Raw genomic sequence first — 20,382 nt, forward strand, 5'->3', positions numbered from 1 at the left:
GTCTTCGGGCCCGCAGGGATGCGTCGCAACCCGGTTTCGGTCAAGATCGACCTGTGGCATTCACAACGGTGTGGCTGGATCCGTCCGACCCGAGCGAACCGTTCCAGGGCTGGGGGACCGCCCTGGCCTGGTTCGGGCATGCCACCGGCGGCTGGCCGGAGCCGGTGCGCGGCCGGCTCGCCGATCTGCTGTACGGCCGCGACGGGCTCGGCTTCACCATCGCCCGCTACAACATCGGCGGCGGCGACGGCCGGGAGACCGAGCGGTATCTGCGGCCGGGCGCCGATGTGCCCGGCTGGTGGCGCCGGCCGGCCGGCGTCGGGCCGGTGCCCGAGGACCCATGGCCGAAGAGCGGTGCGCCGCACCACGGCCTCGCCGCGCCGACGAACCCCGGCCGGCCGGGCCCGGATTACCGGGACTGGTGGGATCCGGCGGAGGCGATGCACTGGGACCCGGCGGCGGACCCGAATCAGCGGTGGTGGCTGCGGGCCGCCCGGGATCGCGGCGCCGACCTGTTCGAGGCGTTCTCCAACTCGCCGCCGTACTTCATGACCGCCAGCGGCGTCGTCTCCGGTCACGCGGACGGCAATCACAACAACCTGCGGTCCGATCAATATCGCGCCTTCGCCCGCTATCTGGTCGGCGTGACCCGGCGGTTGATCGAGACCGACGGCATCCCGATCCGGACCCTGTCGCCGACGAACGAGCCCAACACCCCCTACTGGCATGCCTTCAACCGGCAGGAGGGCTGCCACTGGGATCCGCGGGCCCAGTCCAAGATCATCACCGTGCTGGCCGAGGAACTGCGGGCGGCCGGACTGGACCGGGTGATCATCGCCGGCCCGGACGAGACGAACCCGGTCGGCTTCGCCGCGGATTGGGCGGGGTGGACGCCGGAGGCGCGGGCGGTGGTCGGCCAGTTGAACACGCACACGTACGACATCCACGGGCGCCGGGCCGTCCGTCGGATCGCTGCCGAGGCGGGGAAACCGCTGTGGATGTCCGAGGTTGATCTTGGACCGGCCGGCCTGCCTCGGGACGACGACGACATCCGGGCCGGGCTGGCCCTGGCTCGCCAGGTGGTCGGCGACCTGACCGAGCTCCGGCCGCGGGCGTGGGTGTTCTGGCAGGCGATCGAGGACCGCCGGAACATGATCGAATCCGACCAGAACTGGGGGCTGATCCAGGTCGACTTCGCCACCGTGGATCCGGCTGCGGAGCCGATCAAGCCGAACATGAAGTACTGGGCGCTGGCCCAGTTCTCCCGGTTCATCCGGCCGGGGGCGGAGTTGATCACCACCCGCAGCGACACCGGCGCCGAGGACACCGTGGCCGCGCTCGGCCCGGAGCCGGATCGGCTGGTCGTCGTGCATGTCAACAGCCGGCCCGAGACGGCGACGCTCCGGCTGGACCTGTCCGGCTTCCCGCGGCTCGCCGCGACCGCGTCGGCCCGGCGATGGACCACGGCAGCTGGGCGGCGGGTCGAGGAAGATCATCCGGTGCGGGTGACGGCGACCGAGACCGAGATCCCGGTCGCGGCCCGTTCGGTGACGACCGTCGAGCTGACCGGGATCAGCGCGGACCTGCTGTCCCATCGATGATCAACTCGTAGCGGACCGGCGAGGTCGTCAGGGCGCCACGATCGGTCGGTGTTTGCGTTAACCCCAGCGCTAGACTCCCTCCGAGTTCGGAGGTGTGCGGATGGTCGCCAGACGACCCTCGATGGCCGACGTGGCCCGGCGGGCGGCCGTGTCCGCGCAGACCGTGTCCCGGGTCGCGAACGGGCGGACCAACGTCGACGCGTCGACCCGGAGCCGGGTGCAGCAGGCGATGGCGGAGCTCGGCTATCGGCCGAACCGGGCGGCTCGCGCACTCAAGGCCGGGCGCTTCCATGCCATCGGCGTGATCACCTCCTATCTGACCTCGTACGGCATGATGCGCACCCTGGACGAGATCGTGCTCGCCGCGACCGCGGCGCAGTATTCGATCACCCTGTTGCCGATCACCGCCACCCGCGGCGGCGTGTCCGGAGCGATCGACCGGCTGAGCGAGCAGGCGGTGGACGGGATCATCGTCACCATCGAGCCGCACCTGCTGGTCGGGGCGGAGGTGACGCTGCCGGACGACGTACCGATCGTCGTGGTCAACTCGGGCTCCGGCGAGGCGCTGAGCCAGATCGACTCCGATCAGGCCGGCGGCGCACGCCTCGCCACCCGGCACCTGCTCGACCTGGGGCACCGCTCCGTCTGGCACCTGGCCGGGCCGGCGGAGTCTGCCTCGGCGGCCGACCGGACCCGCGGCTGGGCCGAGACCCTGCGCGCCGCCGGCCTCGAACCGCCGCCGGTGCTGGTCGGCGACTGGACCGCCGAATCGGGTTATCGGCAGGGCGCCGCGCTGGCGGAGCGGGACGACGTGACGGCCGTGTTCGCGGCCAACGACCAGCTGGCGCTCGGCCTGATCCAGGCGCTGCACGAGGCGGGCCGCTCGGTGCCCGGCGAGATCAGCGTGGTCGGCTTCGACGACCTGCCCGAGTCGGCCTACTTCTGGCCGCCGCTGACCACCGTCGCCCAGGACTTCGCCGAGATCGGCCGCAACGCCGTCGCCCTGCTGCTGGATCGAATCGAGAGCCCGGCCGGCGGCGCGCTGGGCGAGCGGGTGATCGAGACCCGGCTCGTGCTCCGGCAGAGCACCGCGCCTCCGGCTGGGTGAAAGTCTGGGTCGCGATCTCGGCAGGGCGGTGCTGGGTGCCGCGGGGTTTGCGGTCGTCGATCGGAGGCCGTTGGCAGCGAGGGGAGGTTCCGGTGTGGGCCGGGATGCGCCTAGCGGTGGGACCGGACGGGGGCCAGCACGGACCTGATCAGCGCGGCCCAGCGGGGTGCCCAGGGCACGTCGGTCCACCGGTCCAGCGGCAGCCAGCGGGCAGCCGAGGTGGTGCCGTCCAGGTCGTGGATCACCGGGTCGATCGGGTCGGGGCAGCTTCCGCGATAGATGAGTCGGACCGTGTGCAGGTCTTCCAGTTCGCCCTGTCTCGTCACTCCGAGCCGGCGACCGCTGCCGACCGCGATCAACTCCGCCACGTCGACTCGCTGGCCGGTCTCTTCGTAGGCCTCCCGCGCGACCGCGGCTGACGGTTGCTCGTCATCCTCGATGCCGCCGCCGGCCAGTCCCCATTGGCCGGGGACGCCGGTCAGGTGGGAGAACTCGGTCGCCAGCAGGCCGCGGGTCGACGTGATCAGACCGTACGCGGCGACGCGGCGCCGGACCACCGGTGGGCCGGCGATCTGTTCCGGACGGGCGTCCTGCTGAGCCGGCTCGGGCCGGGCCGGCTCGGCCGGAGGTGCCGGGGTGACGGCGAGGTCAAGTTCGAATTCGCCGTCCGGGGCGCGGCGGGCGGCGAGTGGCCGGGCCGTTGCGTAGCCGTGGGCTCGGGGAAGGCCGAGGGGGTCGACGCCGTGGTCGAGTTCGCTGCGGAACGCGACCCGGTGGTTGTCGTACCCGATGATCCGCACCGGGCGATCCTACGAGGCGCCGCCGGCCCCCGGGTGGCGGCCGTTGGAGCGGCCGTTGGGCGATCGGCGGTCGACCGCGTGGCCGTTGACCGAATGTCCGTTGATCGGCCGGCCGACCAGGGGTTGGAGGACCGAGGGGAGGAGGGTGTCCCAGCCGCGGCGCCAGGGGAGGGTCGGCCAGTCGGCCAGGGGGAGCCAGCGGGCGGCGGAGGTGGTGCCGTCGACGTCGTGCACGACCGGTTCGTCCGGGTCGGCGCAGTGGCCGCGGAAGACGAGCCGGACGGCGTGGAAGTCTTCCAGCCGTCCGTGTGGCGACCGGCCGATCCACTGGGAGCTGTGCACCAGGATCATGGCGTCGACCTTGACCCGCTGACCGGTCTCCTCGAACGTCTCGCGGATCACCGCCTCGATCGGCTCCTCGCCGTCCTTGATGCCGCCGCCCGGCAGGCCCCAGTCGCCCGCGGCGTTGGTCCGGTGCGAGTACTCGGTGACCAGCAGCCCGCGGTCGGAGGTGATCAGCCCGTAGCCTGCGACCCGCTGCCGGGCCACCGGCAACTCGCCGTTGCGAGCCAGGTGATCGAGGTCCAGGCCGGGGTCGATCGGCGTCGGCCCGGCCGACCGCGGCCCGGCCACCGGGGTGGGGGTGACGCTGAGCTCGAGCTCCAGGTCGCCGTCGTCGGCTCGCCGCGCATCGATCGGCCGGAGCGTGGCGTACCCGTGGGCCAGGCCTGCGGTGAGCGGATCGGAACCGTGTCCGAGAGGGGTGCGGAAAGCGAGCGTCCCGTCGTCGTACCCGATGATCCGCATGGGGCACCAGCCTACCGGCGCGACCCGACAATGTCCGCCGGGTAGCCTGCTGCCCGAGACAAGGAGGCGCCGCGGATGATCGCCGTGTTGGCCGGGATCGTGATCGGGCTGGGCCTGGTCGGCACCGGCTGGGGAGTCACCACACTGGCCCTGAAGAAGCCGGTCGGGCGGGCGCAACTGATCGCGAACGGCGTCCTCGAGCTCGCCGCGCTGACCCAGGCGGTGATCGCGGCGGTCCTGCTCACCCAGGGCTATCGGCCGGTCGAGTTCGGCACGACCGTCGGCTATCTGATCGCTTCGGTGATCGTGGTGCCGCTGGGTCTGGCCTGGGCCATCAGTGATCGGAGCCGGTTCGCCGGCGGCGTGCTCGCGGTGGCCGGGTTCGCGGTGCTGGCAATGACCCTGCGGCTGCTGCAGTTGTGGAGCGGGCAGTGACCGAGCCGGAGACCGAACATCGGCCGAGGAGCACCCGCTCCGGGCCGGGCCGGATCCTGGTCGCGGTGTACGGCCTGTTCGCGCTGTCCGCCGGCGCCCGGGCCGGCCTGCAGCTGGTGACCCGGTTCGACGAGGCGCCGCTGGCGTACCTGCTGTCGGCGGCGGCCGCCGCGATCTACCTGGTCGCGACCATCACCCTGGCCCTCGGCTCGCGCGCCTCGCGGCGGATCGCCTGGATCGCGGTCGGCACCGAACTGCTCGGCGTCCTCACCATCGGCACCCTCAGCCTGGTCGACCCGGCCGCCTTCCCGCACGCCACCGTCTGGTCCGGCTTCGGCATCGGCTACGCCTTCGTCCCGCTCATCCTCCCCATCCTCGGCCTCCTCTGGCTCCGCCACACCCGCCCCTAAACCCCGACTTGTCAGAACTAGGGGAGGCTCTGGCGTCCCCTAGTTCTGACAAGTCGGGGTTGGGTGGTGGGTCAGTCGCGGCGGTGGAGGAGGCGTTCGAAGGGGACGGGGGAGTCGTACGGGTCGGGGTCGGCCGGTGGGGTCGCGCCGGTGATCATCGCCGCCAGCTCGCCCGCGGCGCGCTCGATCCGCTCGGTCAGGTGCTGGTCGGTGCCGGCCGCGGCACCGCGGACCTGACCCCAGTCGTCCGTCGCGGCGAAGACAGCGGTCGGCGCCGTCGGCGCGCGCAGGTAGCTGAACAGCGGGCGGACCGCGAATTCCAGCGCCAGCGAGTGCCGCGCGGTGCCGCCGGTGGCCCCGATCAGCACCGGCTTGCCGGCCAGCCGATCCGGATCGACGATGTCGAAGAACGACTTGAACAACCCCGAGTACGAGGCGCTGAAGATCGGCGTGACCGCGATCAGGGCGTCGGCCTCGGCCAGTTCGTCCAGCACCGCCTTCAGGTTCGGGCCGGCGAATCCGGTCAGCAGGTGATCGGTGATCTCGTGCGCGTACTCGCGCAGGTCGATCGCCTCGAGCCTGACGTCGTGATCACCGAGCGCCCGCCGGGTGGCGTCACCGAGCCGGTCGGCCAGCAGCCGGGTCGACGACGGCTGGCTCAGGCCGGCCGAGATCACCATGATCTTGTCCGTCATGCGGGGCTCGTCTCCGTCTCCGGGGTCGTCGTGGTCGTCGTCTGATCGGTCGCCTGCTGATCATGATCGGCGGCGGCGAGCCGGGCCGCGTGGGTGGGGCCGTCCGGCACGTGCGCCGGTCGGAGCGCGTCGAATTCCTTGCGCAGCACGGGAACCACCTCTTCGCCGAGGATATCCAGTTGCTCGAGTACGGTCTTCAGCGGCAGCCCGGCATGATCGGCCAGGAACAGCTGCCGTTGGTAATCGCCGAAGTGTTCCCGGAACGTCAGCGTCCGCTCGATCACCTGCTGTGGACTGCCGACGGTCAGCGGGGTCTGGGCCATGAAATCCTCCAGCGACGGTCCGTGGCCGTAGACCGGGGCATTGTCGAAGTACGGCCGGTATTCGCGGATCGCGTCCTGCGAGTTGGGCCGCATGAACACCTGGCCGCCGAGCCCGACGATCGCCTGATCCGCCTTCCCGTGCCCGTAGTGCTCGAACCGGCGGCGGTAGAGCTCGATCAGCCGCTGGAAGTGATCGGTCGGCCAGAAGATGTGGTTGGCGAAGAAGCCGTCGCCGTAGTAGGCGGCCTGCTCCGCGATCTCCGGGCTGCGGATCGAGCCGTGCCAGACGAACGGCGGCACCCCGTCCAGCGGCCGCGGGGTCGCGGTGAAGGACTGCAGCGGCGTCCGGAACTCGCCCTCCCAGTCGACGACGTCCTCCCGCCACAGCCGGTGCAGCAGGTGGTAGTTCTCGATCGCCAGCGGGATCCCGTTGCGGATGTCGGCCCCGAACCAGGGGTAGACGGGGCCGGTGTTGCCGCGGCCCATCATCAGGTCCACCCGGCCGTCGGCCAGGTGCTGCAGCATCGCGTAGTCCTCGGCGATCTTGACCGGATCGTTGGTGGTGATCAAGGTCGTCGCCGTGGACAGGATGATCCGCTCGGTCTGCGCGGCGATGAAGCCGAGCATCGTGGTCGGCGAGGACGGCACGAACGGGGGATTGTGATGCTCCCCGGTCGCGAACACGTCCAACCCGACCTCCTCCGCCTTGAGCGCGACCCGGACCATCGTCTTGATCCGCTCCGCCTCCGACGGCGTACGCCCGTTGGTCGGATCGGTGGTGACATCACCGACACTGAAGATCCCGAACTGCATCTCGTCTCCTCACGACCCATTTAGTTTACCATTCAACAACCTACGCCCTCCCCAACGCCCCAACCCCACCCCCTATTCCGCCGACCCGTCACATCCGCGGCCCTTTGGCGGCGTGTCGAAGCGGAGGTGACGGGTCGCCGGGGCGACAGCGGCTCCGAACGCCCGGGTTCTCGGGGAGAAGGTACGGGGCGGGGTCCGCGTTCGGGTCGGGATCGGGGTTCGGGCGGGACTGCGTCCATCGGCCCAGGCTCGGTGGGCAGCACACCGAAGGGGTGCTCACCTGCCGATCAGTCGTCACGGCAACTCCAGTTGACGCGGCGGTCGCGCATGCTCCTGGTGCCCGGTCGGCTCGCACTCCGCGTCCTCTCGTCCGGATTCCCCTCGGCCTTGCGGCGCCACCAGCCGCGGCCGAGGTCATCAGACCCCGCCGCGCATGTCGTGCCACCCGGTCCGCCTGCGAGGTCGTGCCACTGGTCCGCCCGGAACGTCGTGCCACCAGACCCCCGACTCCGTGCGCCGGTCCGCTCGAGCTTCTCCGGGAACCGGGCCGACTTGTCGGGGCCCAATCCGCCGCCGGTCTGTGCGCTGACGTCGTGCCACAAGTCCCGCCAGAAGCCCGCGACCCGTCACATCCGCTGCGACACGCCGCCAATAGGGCCGCGGATGTGACGGGTCGGCGGACTTAGGGGAGGGGGACGGTGGTGATGGTGAGGTTGTGGGGGGCGATCCGGGCGAGGGTGTCGGTGGGGGCGCGGTCGGTGACGATCAGCTCGTCGATCATGTCCCAGCCGCAGACCCGGTGCAGCGAGGCGTCGGCGAACTTGGTGCTGTCGACCAGCAGCACCCGGTGCCGGGCCGAGCGGAGCATCTCCAGCTTGAGTGCGACCACCGACTCCTCCTGGTGATAGATGCCGTCGGCGTCGACGCTGGTGGTGGAGATGAACAGGGAGTCGGCGCGCAGGGCGCGGATGGCCTCGACGGTGCCGACACCGAGGAAGGATTCGTGGCTCGGGTCGTACTGGCCGCCGAGGGCGGTGATGATCACTCCCGGCTCGCCGGCCAGCTTGTTGATCACAGTCAGCGAGTTGGTGATCACTCGCAGTTCTTCCAACCCGGACAGCAAGGACGCGATCGGCTCGACCGTGGTGGAGTCGTCCATCATGATCGTTTGATTCGGCTGGATCCGCGGCGCGGTGAACCGGCTGAGCGCCTGCTTCTCCTCGACGGCGAGCCGGCGCCGGATGGCGGCGGAGATCTCGTGGCTGCGGGTCCGGACGACGGTGGCGCCGCCGTGGAACTTGCGGACCGCGCCGCGGCGCTCCAGCTCGTCCAGGTCGCGGTGCACGGTCATCACCGACACCTCGAACTCGTCGGCCAACTCCCGGGCCTGCGCCGTGCCGCGCACGGCGAGCCGGTCGAGGATGGCTTCCAGGCGACGTCGCCGGTGGTTGGGCATGGCGCTCCTTCGGGTCCGCCACCATGGTCACCCGGCGGACGAATTCACACCGGGATTTGTGAAGAATAACAGTTGTCGAACAGGTGAACTCTCGTCGTCAGACGTCAATCCCGAAGCGGTCAGATCGGCTCGACCAGGGTTGAATGCCCGTGATTCAAGGGAAATCCGGGGTCAGGTGATCAATGAACCCGAAAACACCGGCCGAGGGAACCTGTTGACCAGCTTCACACTCAGGTGTGAAGATACCGCCGTGACCGCCACAGCGCCGCCGCTCGGCCGGAGCCAGGGCTCGCCCGCCGAGCCGTCCCGGATCGCCTCCCGTAGGCGTCTCCGGTGGCGCGGCTACGGCTTGTTCGCCCTCTTCGCCTTCCCCAATCTGATCTTGATCGCCGTGTTCGCGTACGCGCCGGTGCTGGGCAACCTGTACCTCAGCCTGACCAGGTGGGACATGATCTCGCCGCAGCCCACGTTCGTCGCGCTGGAGAACTACACGGACCTGTTCACCGACGCCAACTTCGGCCGGGTCGCCATGGTCACGCTGATCTGGGTGGTCACCATGGTGCTCGGCTGCGGCGCGATCGGGCTGGCCTTCGCGGTCCTGTTCTCGGCCCGGCTGCGTGGCGGCGGGGTGGTGACCACAGTGGCGTTCGCGCCGCACGTGCTGTCCGGGGCCGCGATCGCGGCCATCTGGCTGTTCATCTTCGATCCGAACTACGGCCTGCCCCGCGCCGCCTTCGAGCTGGTCGGCGCGACCTCGCCGGCCTGGACGACGTCGACCACCTGGGCCCTGCCGGCACTGTTGATCGTGTCGGTCTGGAAGAGCGTCGGCTTCGTCGCGCTGATCTATCTCGCGGCCCTGCAGGGGATCCCGCACGAGGTGCGCGAGGCCGCGCTGCTGGACGGCGCCGGCCCGTGGCGCGGCTTCTGGCACGTGATCTTCCCGCTGCTGTCGCCGACCACCTTCTTCGTCACGGTGACCACGATCATCAGCGCGTTCCAGTCCTTCGACGTGATCGCGATGATGACCGGCGGCGGCCCCGGCGGCGCAACCACCACGCTGAGCTGGTTCATCTACGACCAGGGCTTCCGCAACTTCGACGCCGGTTACGCGGCCGCCGGCGGCATGGTGATGTTCCTGATCCTGTTGGTGGTGACCGCCGTGCAACTGCGGTTCGTGGAGCGAAGGGTGCACTACTGATGGCCACGCGAACCGAAGTGCCCGGGCTCGCCGACCCGACCGCCACCCCGCCCGAGGCCGGATCCGCTCCGGCCGGCGGGCGTCGCCGCGTCACGCCGGGCCGGGTGATCAACTACATCCTGCTGGTCATCGTCGGTCTGATCTTCCTGATCCCGCTGTACTGGCTGCTGACCGCCGCCCTCAAGCCGAGTGCCGACATCTACAGCTGGCCGCTGACCTTCTTCCCGCGGGCGCTGGAGCTGGGCAACTTCGCCCAGGCCTGGGCCTCGGCGCCGTTCGGGCGCTATCTGCTCAACTCGGCGATCATCACCCTCGGCGGCGCCGCCCTCAAACTGGTGCTGGCCGTGCTCACCGCGTACGCCTTCGCCTACCTCCCGTTCCCGGGCAAGAAGGTGCTGTTCCTGCTGATGCTCGGCGCGTTGATGGTGCCGGGCCACGTCACCCTGTTGATCAACTTCATCACCGTCGGCCGGCTCGGCCTGGTCAACTCCTACCTCGGCATCATCCTGCCCGGCGTCGCCTCCGCCTTCGGCACCTTCCTGCTGCGGCAGCACTTCCTCACCCTGCCGCGGGAGGTGCTCGAGGCGGCTGAGCTGGACGGGGCCGGGCACCTGCGCCGGTTGATCAACTTCGTCATTCCGATGGCCCGGCCCGGGGTGATCACGGTGGCCCTGCTGGCCCTGATCGACGAGTGGAACGGCTTCATCTGGCCGTTGATCGCCACCAACTCCGACGAGATGCGGACCCTGACGATCGGGCTGCTGTTCCTGAAGGCCAACGAGGGTGTGGACAACTGGGGCGCGATCATGGCGGGCACGATCTTCGTGGTGACGCCGATGCTGATCCTGTTCCTGATCGCCCGGCGCTACATCGTGTCGGGCCTGGCCGGAGCGTCGATCTCGCGATGAGGACGGACATGATCACACAGCGTTCGACCGTCACACCGGGCTCGACCCAGGCGGCGGCGATGGGCCGGCGCGGATTCCTGGCCGGGATGGGCGCGCTGGCGGCGGTCCCGCTGGTCGGCTGCACCCAGCTCGGGGTCGGCTACTCCCAGCCCAGCGGCAGCATCCCGGGCGAGTTCGCCAACCGGCTGCGGATCGTCTTCTGGAGTGCGTTCACCGCGGACAACCTGCCGATCCTCGCCGGCCTGATCGACCGCTTCAACCGGAGCCAGACCGACATCTACGCCGAGGTGCAGACCTTCGACAGCTATGACGGCGTCGATCAGAAGCTGGCAGCCGGCCTGCAGGCACGACAGATCCCGGACCTGGTGATCTTGTCCGACATCTCCTGGAACCGTTACTTCCTCAACGACACGCTGGAGCCGTTGAACGACTACTTCGACGACTCCTTCGGGCCGGAGGCGTTCCATGATCGACTGATGGCCGAGGGCATCGTCGACGACGTGATCTACTGGACGCCGTTCGCCCGGTCGACCCCGCTGCTCTACGTCAACCCGGAGATCCTGGCCGCGGCCGGGCTGCCGGAGCGGGCGCCGAAGACCTGGGACGAGTTCCGGGGCTGGGGCCAGCAGTTGGCCGGGGTGACCTATCGCGGTGGCACACCGCGGATGCGGGCCTTCACCGGCGGTGACGACTGGTATTTCCAGGGCCAGGTGTGGAGCTTCGGCGGCGGCATCTCCGACGGCTTCGAGATCGTGCTGGACTCGCCGGAATCCCTGGCCGCGGCGCGCTTCGACCACGACCTGATCCACGTGGACAAGTCCGGCTACCTGGCCCAGAGCCACGTGAACGACTTCACCAGCGGGATGGTGGCCTGCATCGAGGGTTCGACCGGCACCCTGGCCAAGATCACCAAGGCGTCGCCGTTTCCGGTGCTGGCCGGCTTCCTGCCGCAACAGACCCAGATCGGCGTGCCGTCCGGCGGCTCCGGCCTGGCGATCATGAAATACGCCGAGCCGGAGCGCAAGCAGGCTGCTTTCGAGCTGATCAAGTTCCTGGCCGCCGAGGAGCAGTCGTCGGAGTGGACGGTCGGCACCGGATACATGCCGGTGACCAAGGCGGCGATGGGTTCGGCCGCGATCTCGAAGATCGTCGCGGAGAACCCGAACTACGCGGTCGCCGTGCGGCAGTTGGAGATCGCGACCGGCCCGGACACCGTACGCAAGTACGTCCAGACAGCGATCCAGAAGATGAAGACGGCGATCCAGCGGATCTACGGCAGCCCGGAGGACCCGGACGTGATCATGAGGGGCACCGCCAACGATCTGCGACGCAGCACCGACCGTATCCTGAAGCAGTATCCGAACAAGATCTCCCGCTGATCGATGATGGAAGCGAGCTGTTCACGGTGAACCCGATCACGGTCACCGGCCATCGCGGTGCGATGGCCCACGCCCCGGAAAACACGGCACCGAGCCTGGCCCTGGCCCAGCAGCACGGCGCCGACGAGATCGAGCTGGACATCCGGCTCAGTTCCGACGGCGTGCCGGTGGTGATCCACGACGCCACGCTGGCCCGGGTCACCGACGAGGCCCGGTCAGATCTGGTGGCCGACCTGACCTGGGCCGAGCTGGGGGCGGTCGAGCTGGCCGGGGGAGCCCGGTTGCTGCGGTTCGAGGAGGTGCTGGAGCAGACCGAGCTGCCGCTGCAGGTCGAGCTCAAGGCCCCGGGCGCGGCCGAGGTGGTGGGTACGGTGCTCGATGAGCGGACCGCGGATCGGGACCGGTGCCTGCTGACCAGCTTCCACCTCGACTACTTGATCAAGGTCGGCGAGGTGATGCCGTGGGCGAACCGGGGCTTCATCGTCTTCGACTACACCGAGGAGGCGCTGGCGCAGGCGGTCGAGCTCGGCGCACAGACCCTGTTCTCCGGCTGGCCCGGACTGACCGCCGAGGCGGTCGAGCGGATCCATGATCAAGGCCTGCGCGCTGGGGGCTGGCTGCTGGACGACGAGCCCCGGGCCCGGCTGGCGGTCGAGGTCGGCGTGGACGCGGTCACCGCCGACGATCCGCGAGCGGCTCGGGCGTGGCTGGACGCTGCTCGAGCGGAAGCAGCGGCGTAGCTTCCACAGCATGCCGGGCCTGCCGTTCGACGGCGACGACGGTGAGTGCCGCGGCGATGAAGACGACCTGCAGCATCGTCCGCGGGATCGGCTGACTGAGCGGATCGGTCGCGATCCCGGCGAAGGTCGCGTACAGGTTGGCCGGCAACATCACGATCAGCAGGGCCGCCAGACAGCCGGCGGCCAGTGGTGCGGTCCGCCGCAGCAACAGCCCGGCCGCGCCGGCCAGCTCGAGCACGCCGGTGATCGTCACCAGCAGTGCCGGCTCCGGCAGCATCGGCGGCACGTACGTGATCAGTTCCTGCCGCATGCCGACGAAGTGGGCGACGCCGGTCAGCGTGAACATGGCGGCGAGGCCGCCGCGCAGCGGCACCGGCCAGCGGCGCAGCGGCCGGACGCCGGCCCGGCCGAGTCCGTACAGGATGGCCGTCACGACGACCAGGGCGATCAAGGGTTCCATGGTGACTCCTCGGGTCGAAGCTGATCAGTGGGTCGGGCGGCCGGCGGTCGCTCGAGTGCTGCCACCGCCCAGTCGCTGCCGGGCCGTGTTTCCCTTGCTGAGCACGGGAATGCGGCGGGTCGCGCGGGCGAGGCCGAGCTCCGGCGTGTCGCTGTAGACCGACTCGGCCCGCTCGACGATGAAGGTCTCGTGCCAGACCCCGACGGCACCGGGCGCCTTGCGAGCCCGGGTGTTGAACGCCGTCCAGGCCGGCCGGTGGCGCGCGTCGGAGTCGGTGGCGTAGGCGTACAACTTGTCCAACGAACTCCAGTACTGGATCAGCGTCGGATGGATGCCTTCCAGGGTCAGTCGGTAGCCGAGCATGCCGGACTCCGGATCGGTGGCCAGCTCGCGCAGCATGCCCGGCATCGCCCGGAACACCGGAGCCCAGAGGTCCGGCCGCCACGGCTTGTTGATCGTCATGCCGATCAGGAACACCACGAGTTCGCCGTCGTAGGAATGGGTGGCCCGCCCGGTGAGTGCCTTCGACATCGTTGAGCCTCTCTCGCTTACACCCCACGAAGTTCTTCTCCTCCGCTGCGCTCCCCTGAACAACTTCGCGGGGGCCCCGGGGTAATATTGGATACTGCTACTCTCCAATATTAGAGAGTAGAGCTATCCAATGCAAGGGGCATGCCGATGCGGATCTCGGAACTGAGCCGGTCCAGTGGGGTCGCCGTGGCGACGATCAAGTACTACCTGCGCGAAGGGCTGCTGCACGAGGGGGAGCGGACCTCGGCCACCCAGGCCCGCTACGACGACTCACACCTGGCTCGGCTCGGCCTGGTCCGGGCCCTGCTCGGGGTCGGCGGCCTGTCGATCGCGGCGACCAAGAACGTGTTGGCCGAGCTTGATCATCCGCCGGAGTCGATGCACGAGCTGCTCGGCTCGGTGACCCATCAGTTGGTGCCGGAGATCAAGGAAGAGCTCGATCTGGCCGAGGCCAGGACGCTGGTCGACGAGCTCGGCTGGTGGTTCGAACCCGATCATGACGACCAGTTGCGACCTCTGGCGGCCGCCCTGGCCGGGATGCGCGCGGCGGGCTTCGAGCTGTCCGATCTGGAGTTGATCAACTACGGCCGGGCGATGCACGAGATCGCGGCGGACGAGGTGGCCCGGGTGCCGACCGACTCCCAGGAAGCGGCGGTCCGGTACGTGACTCTCGGCATCGTCCTGGTCGAGCCACTACTCCTGGCCTTGCGCCGGCTGGCCCAGGTCGACGTCTCGGCGCGCCGCTTCGAGAAGGGTCAGGCCACGTCGGGCTGATCGCTCATCGGGATGATCCGGGCCGACAGGTCGGGATCGTACGGCGCGGTGTCGAACGGATACATCGGCCGGCTGATCCGGTGGTGCCCGAGCCGGACCAGGTCCTGATCGACGCCGCCCGGGGTCAGGGCCAGCATCCACCCCCGGGCCAGCGCGAACAGCTCCGGCTCCAGGTAGCCGATCTTGACGATGATCAGATCGGTGGCTCGCGGGTCGATGCCGTTGCGGGTGAAGTCGGCTTCGTGGTGGTACGGCTTGCGCCGTTCGGTGATGATCACGTCCAGGCCGCCGACCCGGAGCACCACCTCGGTGATCGCATCCGGATCCTCGGTCGCGATGTGCCGCACCTCGCCGGTCAGCTCCACCGGCCCGGCCGGCCCGGCGTCGACCTGGGCCCCGACCTGGACCGTCACCGTGGCGCCGACGCCGGCCGCGACGCAGGCCCGGATCGCTTCCGGGTCGGGGATCGAGGCATAGGTGGCGCTCACCCGGCCGGCGGCGATCTCCTCGCGGCGCAGCAGTTGATCAAGGGTCCAGGTGACATCGCCGGCGCCGCCGGCGGTCGGGTTGTCGCCCGAGTCGGAGATGAAGTACGGCCGCTCGGGGCCCGCGATCGCCGTGTCCAGGCAGGCGGCAAGATCATCGGCCGGCGCGACGAAGGCGAACTCGTCGTGCCGTTCCCAGATCGCGGCGGCGAGCTGCTCGGCCTCCCGGCTGATCACTTCCTGATCATCGCCGGTCACCATCACGACGCACTGGTTCCGCGGCTCGTCGGCCCAGGCATAGCCGATCCAGATCGCGGCATCGAGCACCCCGTCCTTGGCCTCGATCTCCGGGACCTTGGCGTACAGGCTCTTGGCCGGCTCGATCCGGGTGCTGGTCTTCTCGCCGGGCAACAGGATCGGCACCGGGATCCAGGCCTTGAGCGGTCGCCGTCGCTCGGCCGGCAGGGCCAGCCGGGTGATCAGGTTGCGGACCGCACGCTCCTTGGTGTCCAGCGCATCCTCGTGCGGCGCCATCCGGTAACAGGTGAGCAGGTCCAGCGTGTGCGCCAGCCGGCGGGACACGTTGCCGTGCAGGTCCATGCCGGTGCTGATCACGACGTCGGGCCCGACCGCCTCCCGGACCGCGACGGCCAGATCGCCCTCGGCGTCGTCCAGTCCGATCACGCTCATCGCGCCGTGGATGTCGAACACGAGGCCGTCCAGCGGTCCCGCGGCACGCAGTCCGGCCAGGATCTCCTGTTTCAGCTGCCGATAGTCCTCGGCCGGCACCGGTCCGCCGGGAATCGCCCGGCCCTGCAGGATCGGCACCCACTCGGCGGCCTCGGCCAGTGACCCGCCGGCCGACCAGAACGGCCGGGTCTGGAGGATCTCGGCGCCGCGCTTGGGCCGGAAGGACTCGACGGTCGTCCGGGCCGGGGAGAAGGTCGACGACTCGACGGCGAGCCCGGCGATGGCGATCCGGGGGAGACGGGCGGGCGACTCGGGCATCGGGCACTCCTGGCGATCGGCGGCGGTCCCTCATGATTTCATCCGTGGTCCGGGTGCCTCCGGCCCACCTCCCGCTCGGGCGTAGCATCGCGCCGATGACGGCCTTCACCGGTTTCAGCACCGAAGCCCTGGACTTCTACGACGATCTCGAGCTGGACAACACGCGGTCGTACTGGACCCGGCACAAGGCCGTCTATGACGAGCAGGTACGCGTTCCGATGGCCGCCCTGATGGCCCTGCTGGAGCAGGAGTTCGGGCCGGCGAAGATCTTCCGGCCCTACCGCGACGTCCGATTCGCCAAGGACAAGACGCCGTACAAGACCCACCAGGGGGCCTTCGTGCGGACCGCCGAGGCCACCGGTTGGTACGCCGACGTGAGCGCGGCCGGGGTCCGGGTCGGGGCCGGCTTCTATTCGGCGGGCCCGGATGCTCTGGCCCGGTTCCGGCGGGCGGTCGGCGACGGCGTGCACGGCCCGGCGCTCGAACGGCTGCTGGCCAAGCTGCGCCGGGCCGGCTGGGAGATCGGCGGCGATCAGCTGAAGACCTCGCCCCGGGGATTCACCGGTGATCATCCCCGGATCGAGTTGCTCCGGCATCGTTCGCTGGTGATCAACAAGTCGTACGGGTTCGAGCCGGTCATCCATTCCGCCGAACTGGCGGACCGGATCCGCCGGGACTGGCGGCAGGCCCGGCCGCTGGTCGACTGGGTGGCCGCCAACGCGACCGGCTGAGCACCCGGGGAATACACCGGGCCGCTCCCGCATTTAGCTTGGCATCGAACTACTTGATGGCAAGCTGATTGGAGTGATCGAGATGTCCCAGTACGACGAAGCCTTCCTCTTCCTGGCACCGGAATCGACCGGGGTGGTGCGCAAGGAGTTGCGGCACAGCGGTGGGGTGACCGGCCTGATCTGGATCCCGGACGGCACGGCGGCCGCCGGGGTGGCCGCGGAGCTGGCGGCGGACGGCACCCGGCTGTTCGAGCTCTACCGCGGCTTCGACCTCGCCGCAGCCGCGCAGGTGATCGAGGCGGTCGACGGCCGGGCCCCGGTGGGGGTGCCGCTCGGGGCGCCGCCGGTCCGGCACTCGGTGACGATCTTCGGCGACGAGGGTGCCGACCCGGCCACGGATCGGTTGGTCCACCAGCATGCCGACGGTGGCACCACGACGGTGATCGGCGCCCCCAACGCCGACGTGATCGCCGTCGCGGAGCGCGAGGTGGCGGCCGGCGCCGAGCTGATCCAGGTCTGCGGCGGGGAGTCGCTGACCACGGCCGCCCGCGTCGCCGCGGCGGTCGGTGACCGGGTCCCGGTGACGCTGACCAGCTGGCCGTTCGAGTCGATCACCGGTGCCGCCGCGTACAAGGCCGCCTACGAGAAGGCCAACCCCGCCTGACTCCCCGGCTCAGGACTCGAGCGGGAGAACAATTCGCTTGAGGGTGGCGGCGAGGGCCGTGCGCTGGCGCTCGGAGAGCGGAGCGAGGATCTCCTCGTCGACGGCCAGGACGGCGTCCAGGGCTTCGGTCGCGAGCCGCTCACCCTTGCGGGTCAGGCTGATCCGGATCGCCCGCCGGTCGTCGGCATCGGCCCGGCGCCGGACCAGGCCGCGGTCCAGCAGTCGATCGAGCCGGGCGGTCATCGCGCCGGAGGTGACCAGGGCCGATCGGGCCAGGTCGCGGGGGTGCGTGCCGCCATGATCGTTTCGCCGCCGCAGGGTGTTGATCACGTCGAAGTCGGCGTAGGACAGGCCGAGCGGCGCCAGGGCGGCGGTCAGCCGTTGTTCGGTCCGTTCGGCGCCGCGCAGCAGCCGGCCGATCACCTGCAGCACGGAGACGTCCAACTCGGGAGCGGCCTCGGCCCACTCGGCCACCATGCGATCGACTTGATCATCCGGCACGGTCCGAGGGTAGCGCTGTTCGTTCCCTGAGCCTGTCGAAGGGCAGGTCGGGTTGTGGTTCCGGAGCGGGGGGATGGGCAGTGAACGGGCTTGCCCCCTTCGACAGGCTCAGGACATGCTTCGACAGGCTCAGGGAACGGAACAAGCGGCCCTGCGACAGGCTCAGGGAACGGAACGGCGGCTCAGCGTTGGGGCGGGCCGGTCCTGATGCGGCGGAGCAGGTCGGCCGGGGTGACCTCTGAGCCGTCCTGCAGCCACCAGGTGACGCCGACCTCTTCGTACGCCTCGGCGCGGGCCGCATCCGGTGCCCAGGCGGGATTCGGCGACCAGATCACGAAGTCGGCGCCCGGGCGGCCGCCGTCGCGTTCGAAGTCGGCCCGGATGGTGATCAACTCCTCCGGGGTGGGGATCCGGAAGTCGTCGGCGGCGTCCCGGATCTGCGGAAACAGCCCGTCCGCGCCGGCGGCACCGCGGACCGGACCCTTGCGCGGCCAGAAACCACTGGTCCAGATCGGCACCGTTGTCGGCGGGAATCGCACGTCGGTCACCTGGAAATGATCACCGCTGTGCTCGACCGGCTCACCGGACAGCAGCCGAGCCAGCACCGGCGCACCCTCGTCCAGTCGGGCGGCCAGCACCGAGCGCTTCGCCGGCTCGCCCCAGCGGGAGTAGTCCCAGCCCACGCCGGTGCCCAGGCCGAGGATGAGCCGGCCGCCGGACAGCGACTGCAGGGTGCTCGCCTGCAACGCCAGGGTGCCCAGCCTGCGCCGGGGCAGCGGCGTCACCAGCGGTCCGAGCTTGATCGCGGTGGTCGTCTGCGCGATCGCGGCCAGCACCACCCACGGATCGGCGAACGGCGGTTCGTAGGTGTCCGGGGTGACCAGGTCCCACATGAAGAAGCCGTCCCAGCCGGCGTCCTCGGCGGCGACCGCGAGCTCACGCAGCGTGGCCGGGTCGCCGTACGGGCCATAGGACGGTACGTACACTCCATAGCGCATGCGGTAGGCAGCGCTCGGCACCGCCGGGTTATTCCAGGTCACCCGGGAGGCGTGGTGCCGAACGATCATTTCGACCTCCGAAGCAATAGTCGGCGCTGGGACTGGACTTCAAGTGCGTTTGAAGTTCTACAGTCGGTGCCATGTCGAACCAGACCATGATCAACAACCAGGGCACCTGGCGGGAGCTGCTCACCGGGCCGTTGGCTCCGATCGCCGCCGTCCTGGCCGGCGGCGTGCTGATCGAAGCCAGCAACGTCTACCTGACCACCAGCCTGCTCCCGACCATCGTCGAACAGATCGGCGGGATCGAGTTCTACGCCTGGACCATGACGGCCTTCCTGGTCGCCTCGGTGATCATGGCGATGCTGGTCGGTCGGCTGCTCACCACCCAGGGGGCGGTCCGGTCCTACCTGCTGGCCCTCGGCCTGTTCGCGGTCGGGTCGCTGATCAGTGCGGCCGCCGTCGCGATGCCGATGCTGCTGGTGGGGCGGGCTGTCCAGGGCCTGGGTGGCGGTCTGCTGGCCGGTCTCGGCTACGCGTTGATCCAACGAACCCTGCCGGAACGGCTGTGGACCCGAGCGGCGGCCCTGGTGTCGGCGATGTGGGGCATCGGCAACATCATCGGTCCGGTCGTCGGTGGCCTGTTCGGTCAGTTCGGTGCCTGGCGGGCGGCGTTCATCGTGCTCGCCGCGATCTCGGTCGCGCTGGCCGGCGTGGTGCTCAGGTCGATGCCTCGGACCGAGCGTTCGGCGTCCAAGGAGGCGGTGCCGGTGGGGTCGCTGGTGCTGCTGACGACGGCGGTCGCCGCGGTCAGCGTCGCCAGCATCCTGCCCAGCCTGGTCGCGACGGTGGTCGTCGTCCTGATCGGCGCCGGCCTCACCGTGGCCTTCCTGGCCTGGGAACGGCGGTCCCGGTCGGCGGTGCTGCCCAAGCTGGTCTTCGAGGCCCGGTCGCCGCTGAAATGGGTCTATCTGGCGGTCGCGGTGCTGGCCTTCGGGATCGGGACCGAGGCCTTCCTGCCGCTGTTCGGCCAAGAGATCGGCGGCCTCGATCCGTTGATCGCCGGACTGCTCGGTGCCGCCCTCTCCTTCGGCTGGTCGCTGACCCAGATGATCAGCGCCGGCGCCCGGACCGGCCGGGTGCGGCTCTTGATCACCGCGGGTCCGCTGCTGCTGGCCACCGGTCTGCTGGCGTACGGGCTGCTGCAGCGGGAGGACGCCGGTGCCGTGTTGATCGCGGGCTGGTTCGTCACCCTGTTCGCGGCCGGGGCCGGCATCGGCATGGCCTTCCCGCACCTGACCGTCGCCGCCCTGGGCAGCACCTCCGACGAGGAGCAGGGAGCCAAGGCGGCCGCGGCGATCAACACGGTGTTGATCATCGCCAACGCGTTCAGTGCCGCTCTCGCCGGTGTGCTGGTCAACCTGGGATCGCCGTCGATCATCCGTTCGGCCCAGCTGCTGATGATCGTTTTCGCGGTGATCATCGCCATCGGGGCCATCCCGGCGCGGCGCGCCGTCCGCCCGGCCGAGGTGGCCTCCGGCTCCGACTAGCCTGGGT

At 70.0% G+C, this 20,382-nt stretch carries 22 protein-coding genes; 12 read left to right on the forward strand and 10 right to left on the reverse strand.

Features of this window, described 5'->3' with window-relative positions:
* Positions 1-53: 53 nt before the first annotated feature.
* Positions 54-1,601: a glycoside hydrolase family 30 protein gene (locus FNH24_RS00555; protein WP_217427977.1), complete on the forward strand. Its 1,548-nt coding sequence runs from the start codon at positions 54-56 to the stop codon at positions 1,599-1,601.
* A gap of 100 nt (positions 1,602-1,701) precedes the next feature.
* A complete protein-coding gene (locus tag FNH24_RS00560; protein WP_152360183.1) occupies positions 1,702-2,709 on the forward strand; it encodes a LacI family DNA-binding transcriptional regulator in 1,008 nt (335 codons plus the stop codon).
* Between the two features lie 110 nt (positions 2,710-2,819).
* On the opposite strand, the gene FNH24_RS00565 is transcribed toward FNH24_RS00560, so the two are convergent.
* On the reverse strand, positions 2,820-3,509 hold the full coding sequence (locus tag FNH24_RS00565) for an NUDIX hydrolase (RefSeq protein ID WP_152360184.1): 690 nt from the start codon (positions 3,507-3,509) through the stop codon (positions 2,820-2,822).
* A gap of 9 nt (positions 3,510-3,518) precedes the next feature.
* Entirely contained in the window at positions 3,519-4,316 is a 798-nt protein-coding gene (locus FNH24_RS00570) for an NUDIX hydrolase (RefSeq protein ID WP_152360185.1), read from the reverse strand.
* A 75-nt stretch (positions 4,317-4,391) separates the two neighbouring features.
* On the opposite strand from FNH24_RS00570, the gene FNH24_RS00575 reads away from it, so the two are divergent.
* Both FNH24_RS00575 and FNH24_RS00580 read left to right on the forward strand, forming a co-directional pair.
* On the forward strand, positions 4,392-4,751 hold the full coding sequence (locus tag FNH24_RS00575; RefSeq protein WP_152360186.1) for a hypothetical protein: 360 nt from the start codon (positions 4,392-4,394) through the stop codon (positions 4,749-4,751).
* Entirely contained in the window at positions 4,748-5,161 is a 414-nt protein-coding gene (locus FNH24_RS00580; protein ID WP_152360187.1) for a hypothetical protein, read from the forward strand. Before FNH24_RS00575 ends, FNH24_RS00580 begins: the two co-directional genes overlap by 4 nt.
* A 71-nt stretch (positions 5,162-5,232) precedes the next feature.
* Here the strand turns inward: FNH24_RS00580 and FNH24_RS00585 are convergent, their stop codons facing one another.
* From FNH24_RS00585 to FNH24_RS00595, 3 genes are all read right to left on the reverse strand, one after another.
* A complete protein-coding gene (locus FNH24_RS00585; protein WP_152360188.1) occupies positions 5,233-5,856 on the reverse strand; it encodes an FMN reductase in 624 nt (207 codons plus the stop codon).
* The gene (locus FNH24_RS00590; RefSeq protein ID WP_152360189.1) at positions 5,853-6,992 is read right to left on the reverse strand and encodes an LLM class flavin-dependent oxidoreductase; all 1,140 of its coding nucleotides are present in this window, start codon (positions 6,990-6,992) and stop codon (positions 5,853-5,855) included. The genes FNH24_RS00585 and FNH24_RS00590 overlap by 4 nt, the downstream gene beginning before the upstream one ends.
* A gap of 682 nt (positions 6,993-7,674) precedes the next feature.
* The gene (locus tag FNH24_RS00595; RefSeq protein WP_152360190.1) at positions 7,675-8,448 is read right to left on the reverse strand and encodes a DeoR/GlpR family DNA-binding transcription regulator; all 774 of its coding nucleotides are present in this window, start codon (positions 8,446-8,448) and stop codon (positions 7,675-7,677) included.
* Positions 8,449-8,698: 250 nt separating this feature from the next.
* On the opposite strand from FNH24_RS00595, the gene FNH24_RS00600 reads away from it, so the two are divergent.
* From FNH24_RS00600 to FNH24_RS00615, 4 genes are read left to right on the forward strand one after another with little or no spacing between them, the layout of a single operon-like run.
* Positions 8,699-9,646 (forward strand): carbohydrate ABC transporter permease, encoded by a 948-nt coding sequence (locus FNH24_RS00600; RefSeq protein WP_246186684.1) that lies wholly within the window; start codon positions 8,699-8,701, stop codon positions 9,644-9,646.
* Positions 9,646-10,554: a carbohydrate ABC transporter permease gene (locus FNH24_RS00605; RefSeq protein WP_152360192.1), complete on the forward strand. Its 909-nt coding sequence runs from the start codon at positions 9,646-9,648 to the stop codon at positions 10,552-10,554. Before FNH24_RS00600 ends, FNH24_RS00605 begins: the two co-directional genes overlap by 1 nt.
* An 8-nt stretch (positions 10,555-10,562) precedes the next feature.
* The gene (locus FNH24_RS00610) at positions 10,563-11,933 is read left to right on the forward strand and encodes an ABC transporter substrate-binding protein (RefSeq protein WP_152360193.1); all 1,371 of its coding nucleotides are present in this window, start codon (positions 10,563-10,565) and stop codon (positions 11,931-11,933) included.
* A gap of 26 nt (positions 11,934-11,959) precedes the next feature.
* Entirely contained in the window at positions 11,960-12,673 is a 714-nt protein-coding gene (locus tag FNH24_RS00615) for a glycerophosphodiester phosphodiesterase (RefSeq protein ID WP_152360194.1), read from the forward strand.
* Here FNH24_RS00615 and FNH24_RS00620 read toward each other — a convergent pair.
* Both FNH24_RS00620 and FNH24_RS00625 read right to left on the reverse strand, forming a co-directional pair.
* On the reverse strand, positions 12,606-13,133 hold the full coding sequence (locus tag FNH24_RS00620) for a DoxX family protein (RefSeq protein ID WP_152360195.1): 528 nt from the start codon (positions 13,131-13,133) through the stop codon (positions 12,606-12,608). The two genes, FNH24_RS00615 and FNH24_RS00620, sit on opposite strands and share 68 nt — an antisense overlap.
* A 24-nt stretch (positions 13,134-13,157) precedes the next feature.
* Positions 13,158-13,664 carry a DUF4188 domain-containing protein gene (locus FNH24_RS00625; protein WP_152360196.1) on the reverse strand — a complete coding sequence of 169 codons (507 nt, stop codon included), beginning with the start codon at positions 13,662-13,664 and terminating at the stop codon, positions 13,158-13,160.
* 147 nt (positions 13,665-13,811) lie between these two features.
* Here FNH24_RS00625 and FNH24_RS00630 point away from each other — a divergent pair, with 147 nt between their 5' ends.
* Positions 13,812-14,438, forward strand: a complete 627-nt coding sequence (locus FNH24_RS00630) for a MerR family transcriptional regulator (RefSeq protein ID WP_152360197.1) — start codon at positions 13,812-13,814, stop codon at positions 14,436-14,438.
* Here the strand turns inward: FNH24_RS00630 and FNH24_RS00635 are convergent.
* Entirely contained in the window at positions 14,420-15,931 is a 1,512-nt protein-coding gene (locus FNH24_RS00635) for a M81 family metallopeptidase (protein ID WP_152360198.1), read from the reverse strand. The two genes, FNH24_RS00630 and FNH24_RS00635, sit on opposite strands and share 19 nt — an antisense overlap.
* 95 nt (positions 15,932-16,026) lie before the next feature.
* Here FNH24_RS00635 and FNH24_RS00640 point away from each other — a divergent pair, with 95 nt between their 5' ends.
* Positions 16,027-16,662, forward strand: coding sequence for a DUF2461 domain-containing protein (locus FNH24_RS00640; RefSeq protein WP_152360199.1), 636 nt, complete (start codon positions 16,027-16,029; stop codon positions 16,660-16,662).
* An 82-nt stretch (positions 16,663-16,744) separates the two neighbouring features.
* Entirely contained in the window at positions 16,745-17,326 is a 582-nt protein-coding gene (locus FNH24_RS00645) for a DUF6506 family protein (protein WP_246186719.1), read from the forward strand.
* Positions 17,327-17,335: 9 nt separating this feature from the next.
* Here FNH24_RS00645 and FNH24_RS00650 read toward each other — a convergent pair whose 3' ends face one another.
* Both FNH24_RS00650 and FNH24_RS00655 read right to left on the reverse strand, forming a co-directional pair.
* Entirely contained in the window at positions 17,336-17,827 is a 492-nt protein-coding gene (locus tag FNH24_RS00650; RefSeq protein WP_246186685.1) for a MarR family winged helix-turn-helix transcriptional regulator, read from the reverse strand.
* A 182-nt stretch (positions 17,828-18,009) separates the two neighbouring features.
* Positions 18,010-18,894 (reverse strand): LLM class flavin-dependent oxidoreductase, encoded by an 885-nt coding sequence (locus tag FNH24_RS00655; protein WP_152360201.1) that lies wholly within the window; start codon positions 18,892-18,894, stop codon positions 18,010-18,012.
* Positions 18,895-18,965: 71 nt separating this feature from the next.
* On the opposite strand from FNH24_RS00655, the gene FNH24_RS00660 reads away from it, so the two are divergent.
* A complete protein-coding gene (locus FNH24_RS00660) occupies positions 18,966-20,375 on the forward strand; it encodes an MFS transporter (protein WP_217427978.1) in 1,410 nt (469 codons plus the stop codon).
* Positions 20,376-20,382 lie beyond the last annotated feature (7 nt).

The sequence above is a fragment of the Microlunatus speluncae genome (assembly GCF_009299835.1).
Taxonomy (GTDB): Bacteria; Actinomycetota; Actinomycetes; order Propionibacteriales; family Propionibacteriaceae; genus Microlunatus; species Microlunatus speluncae.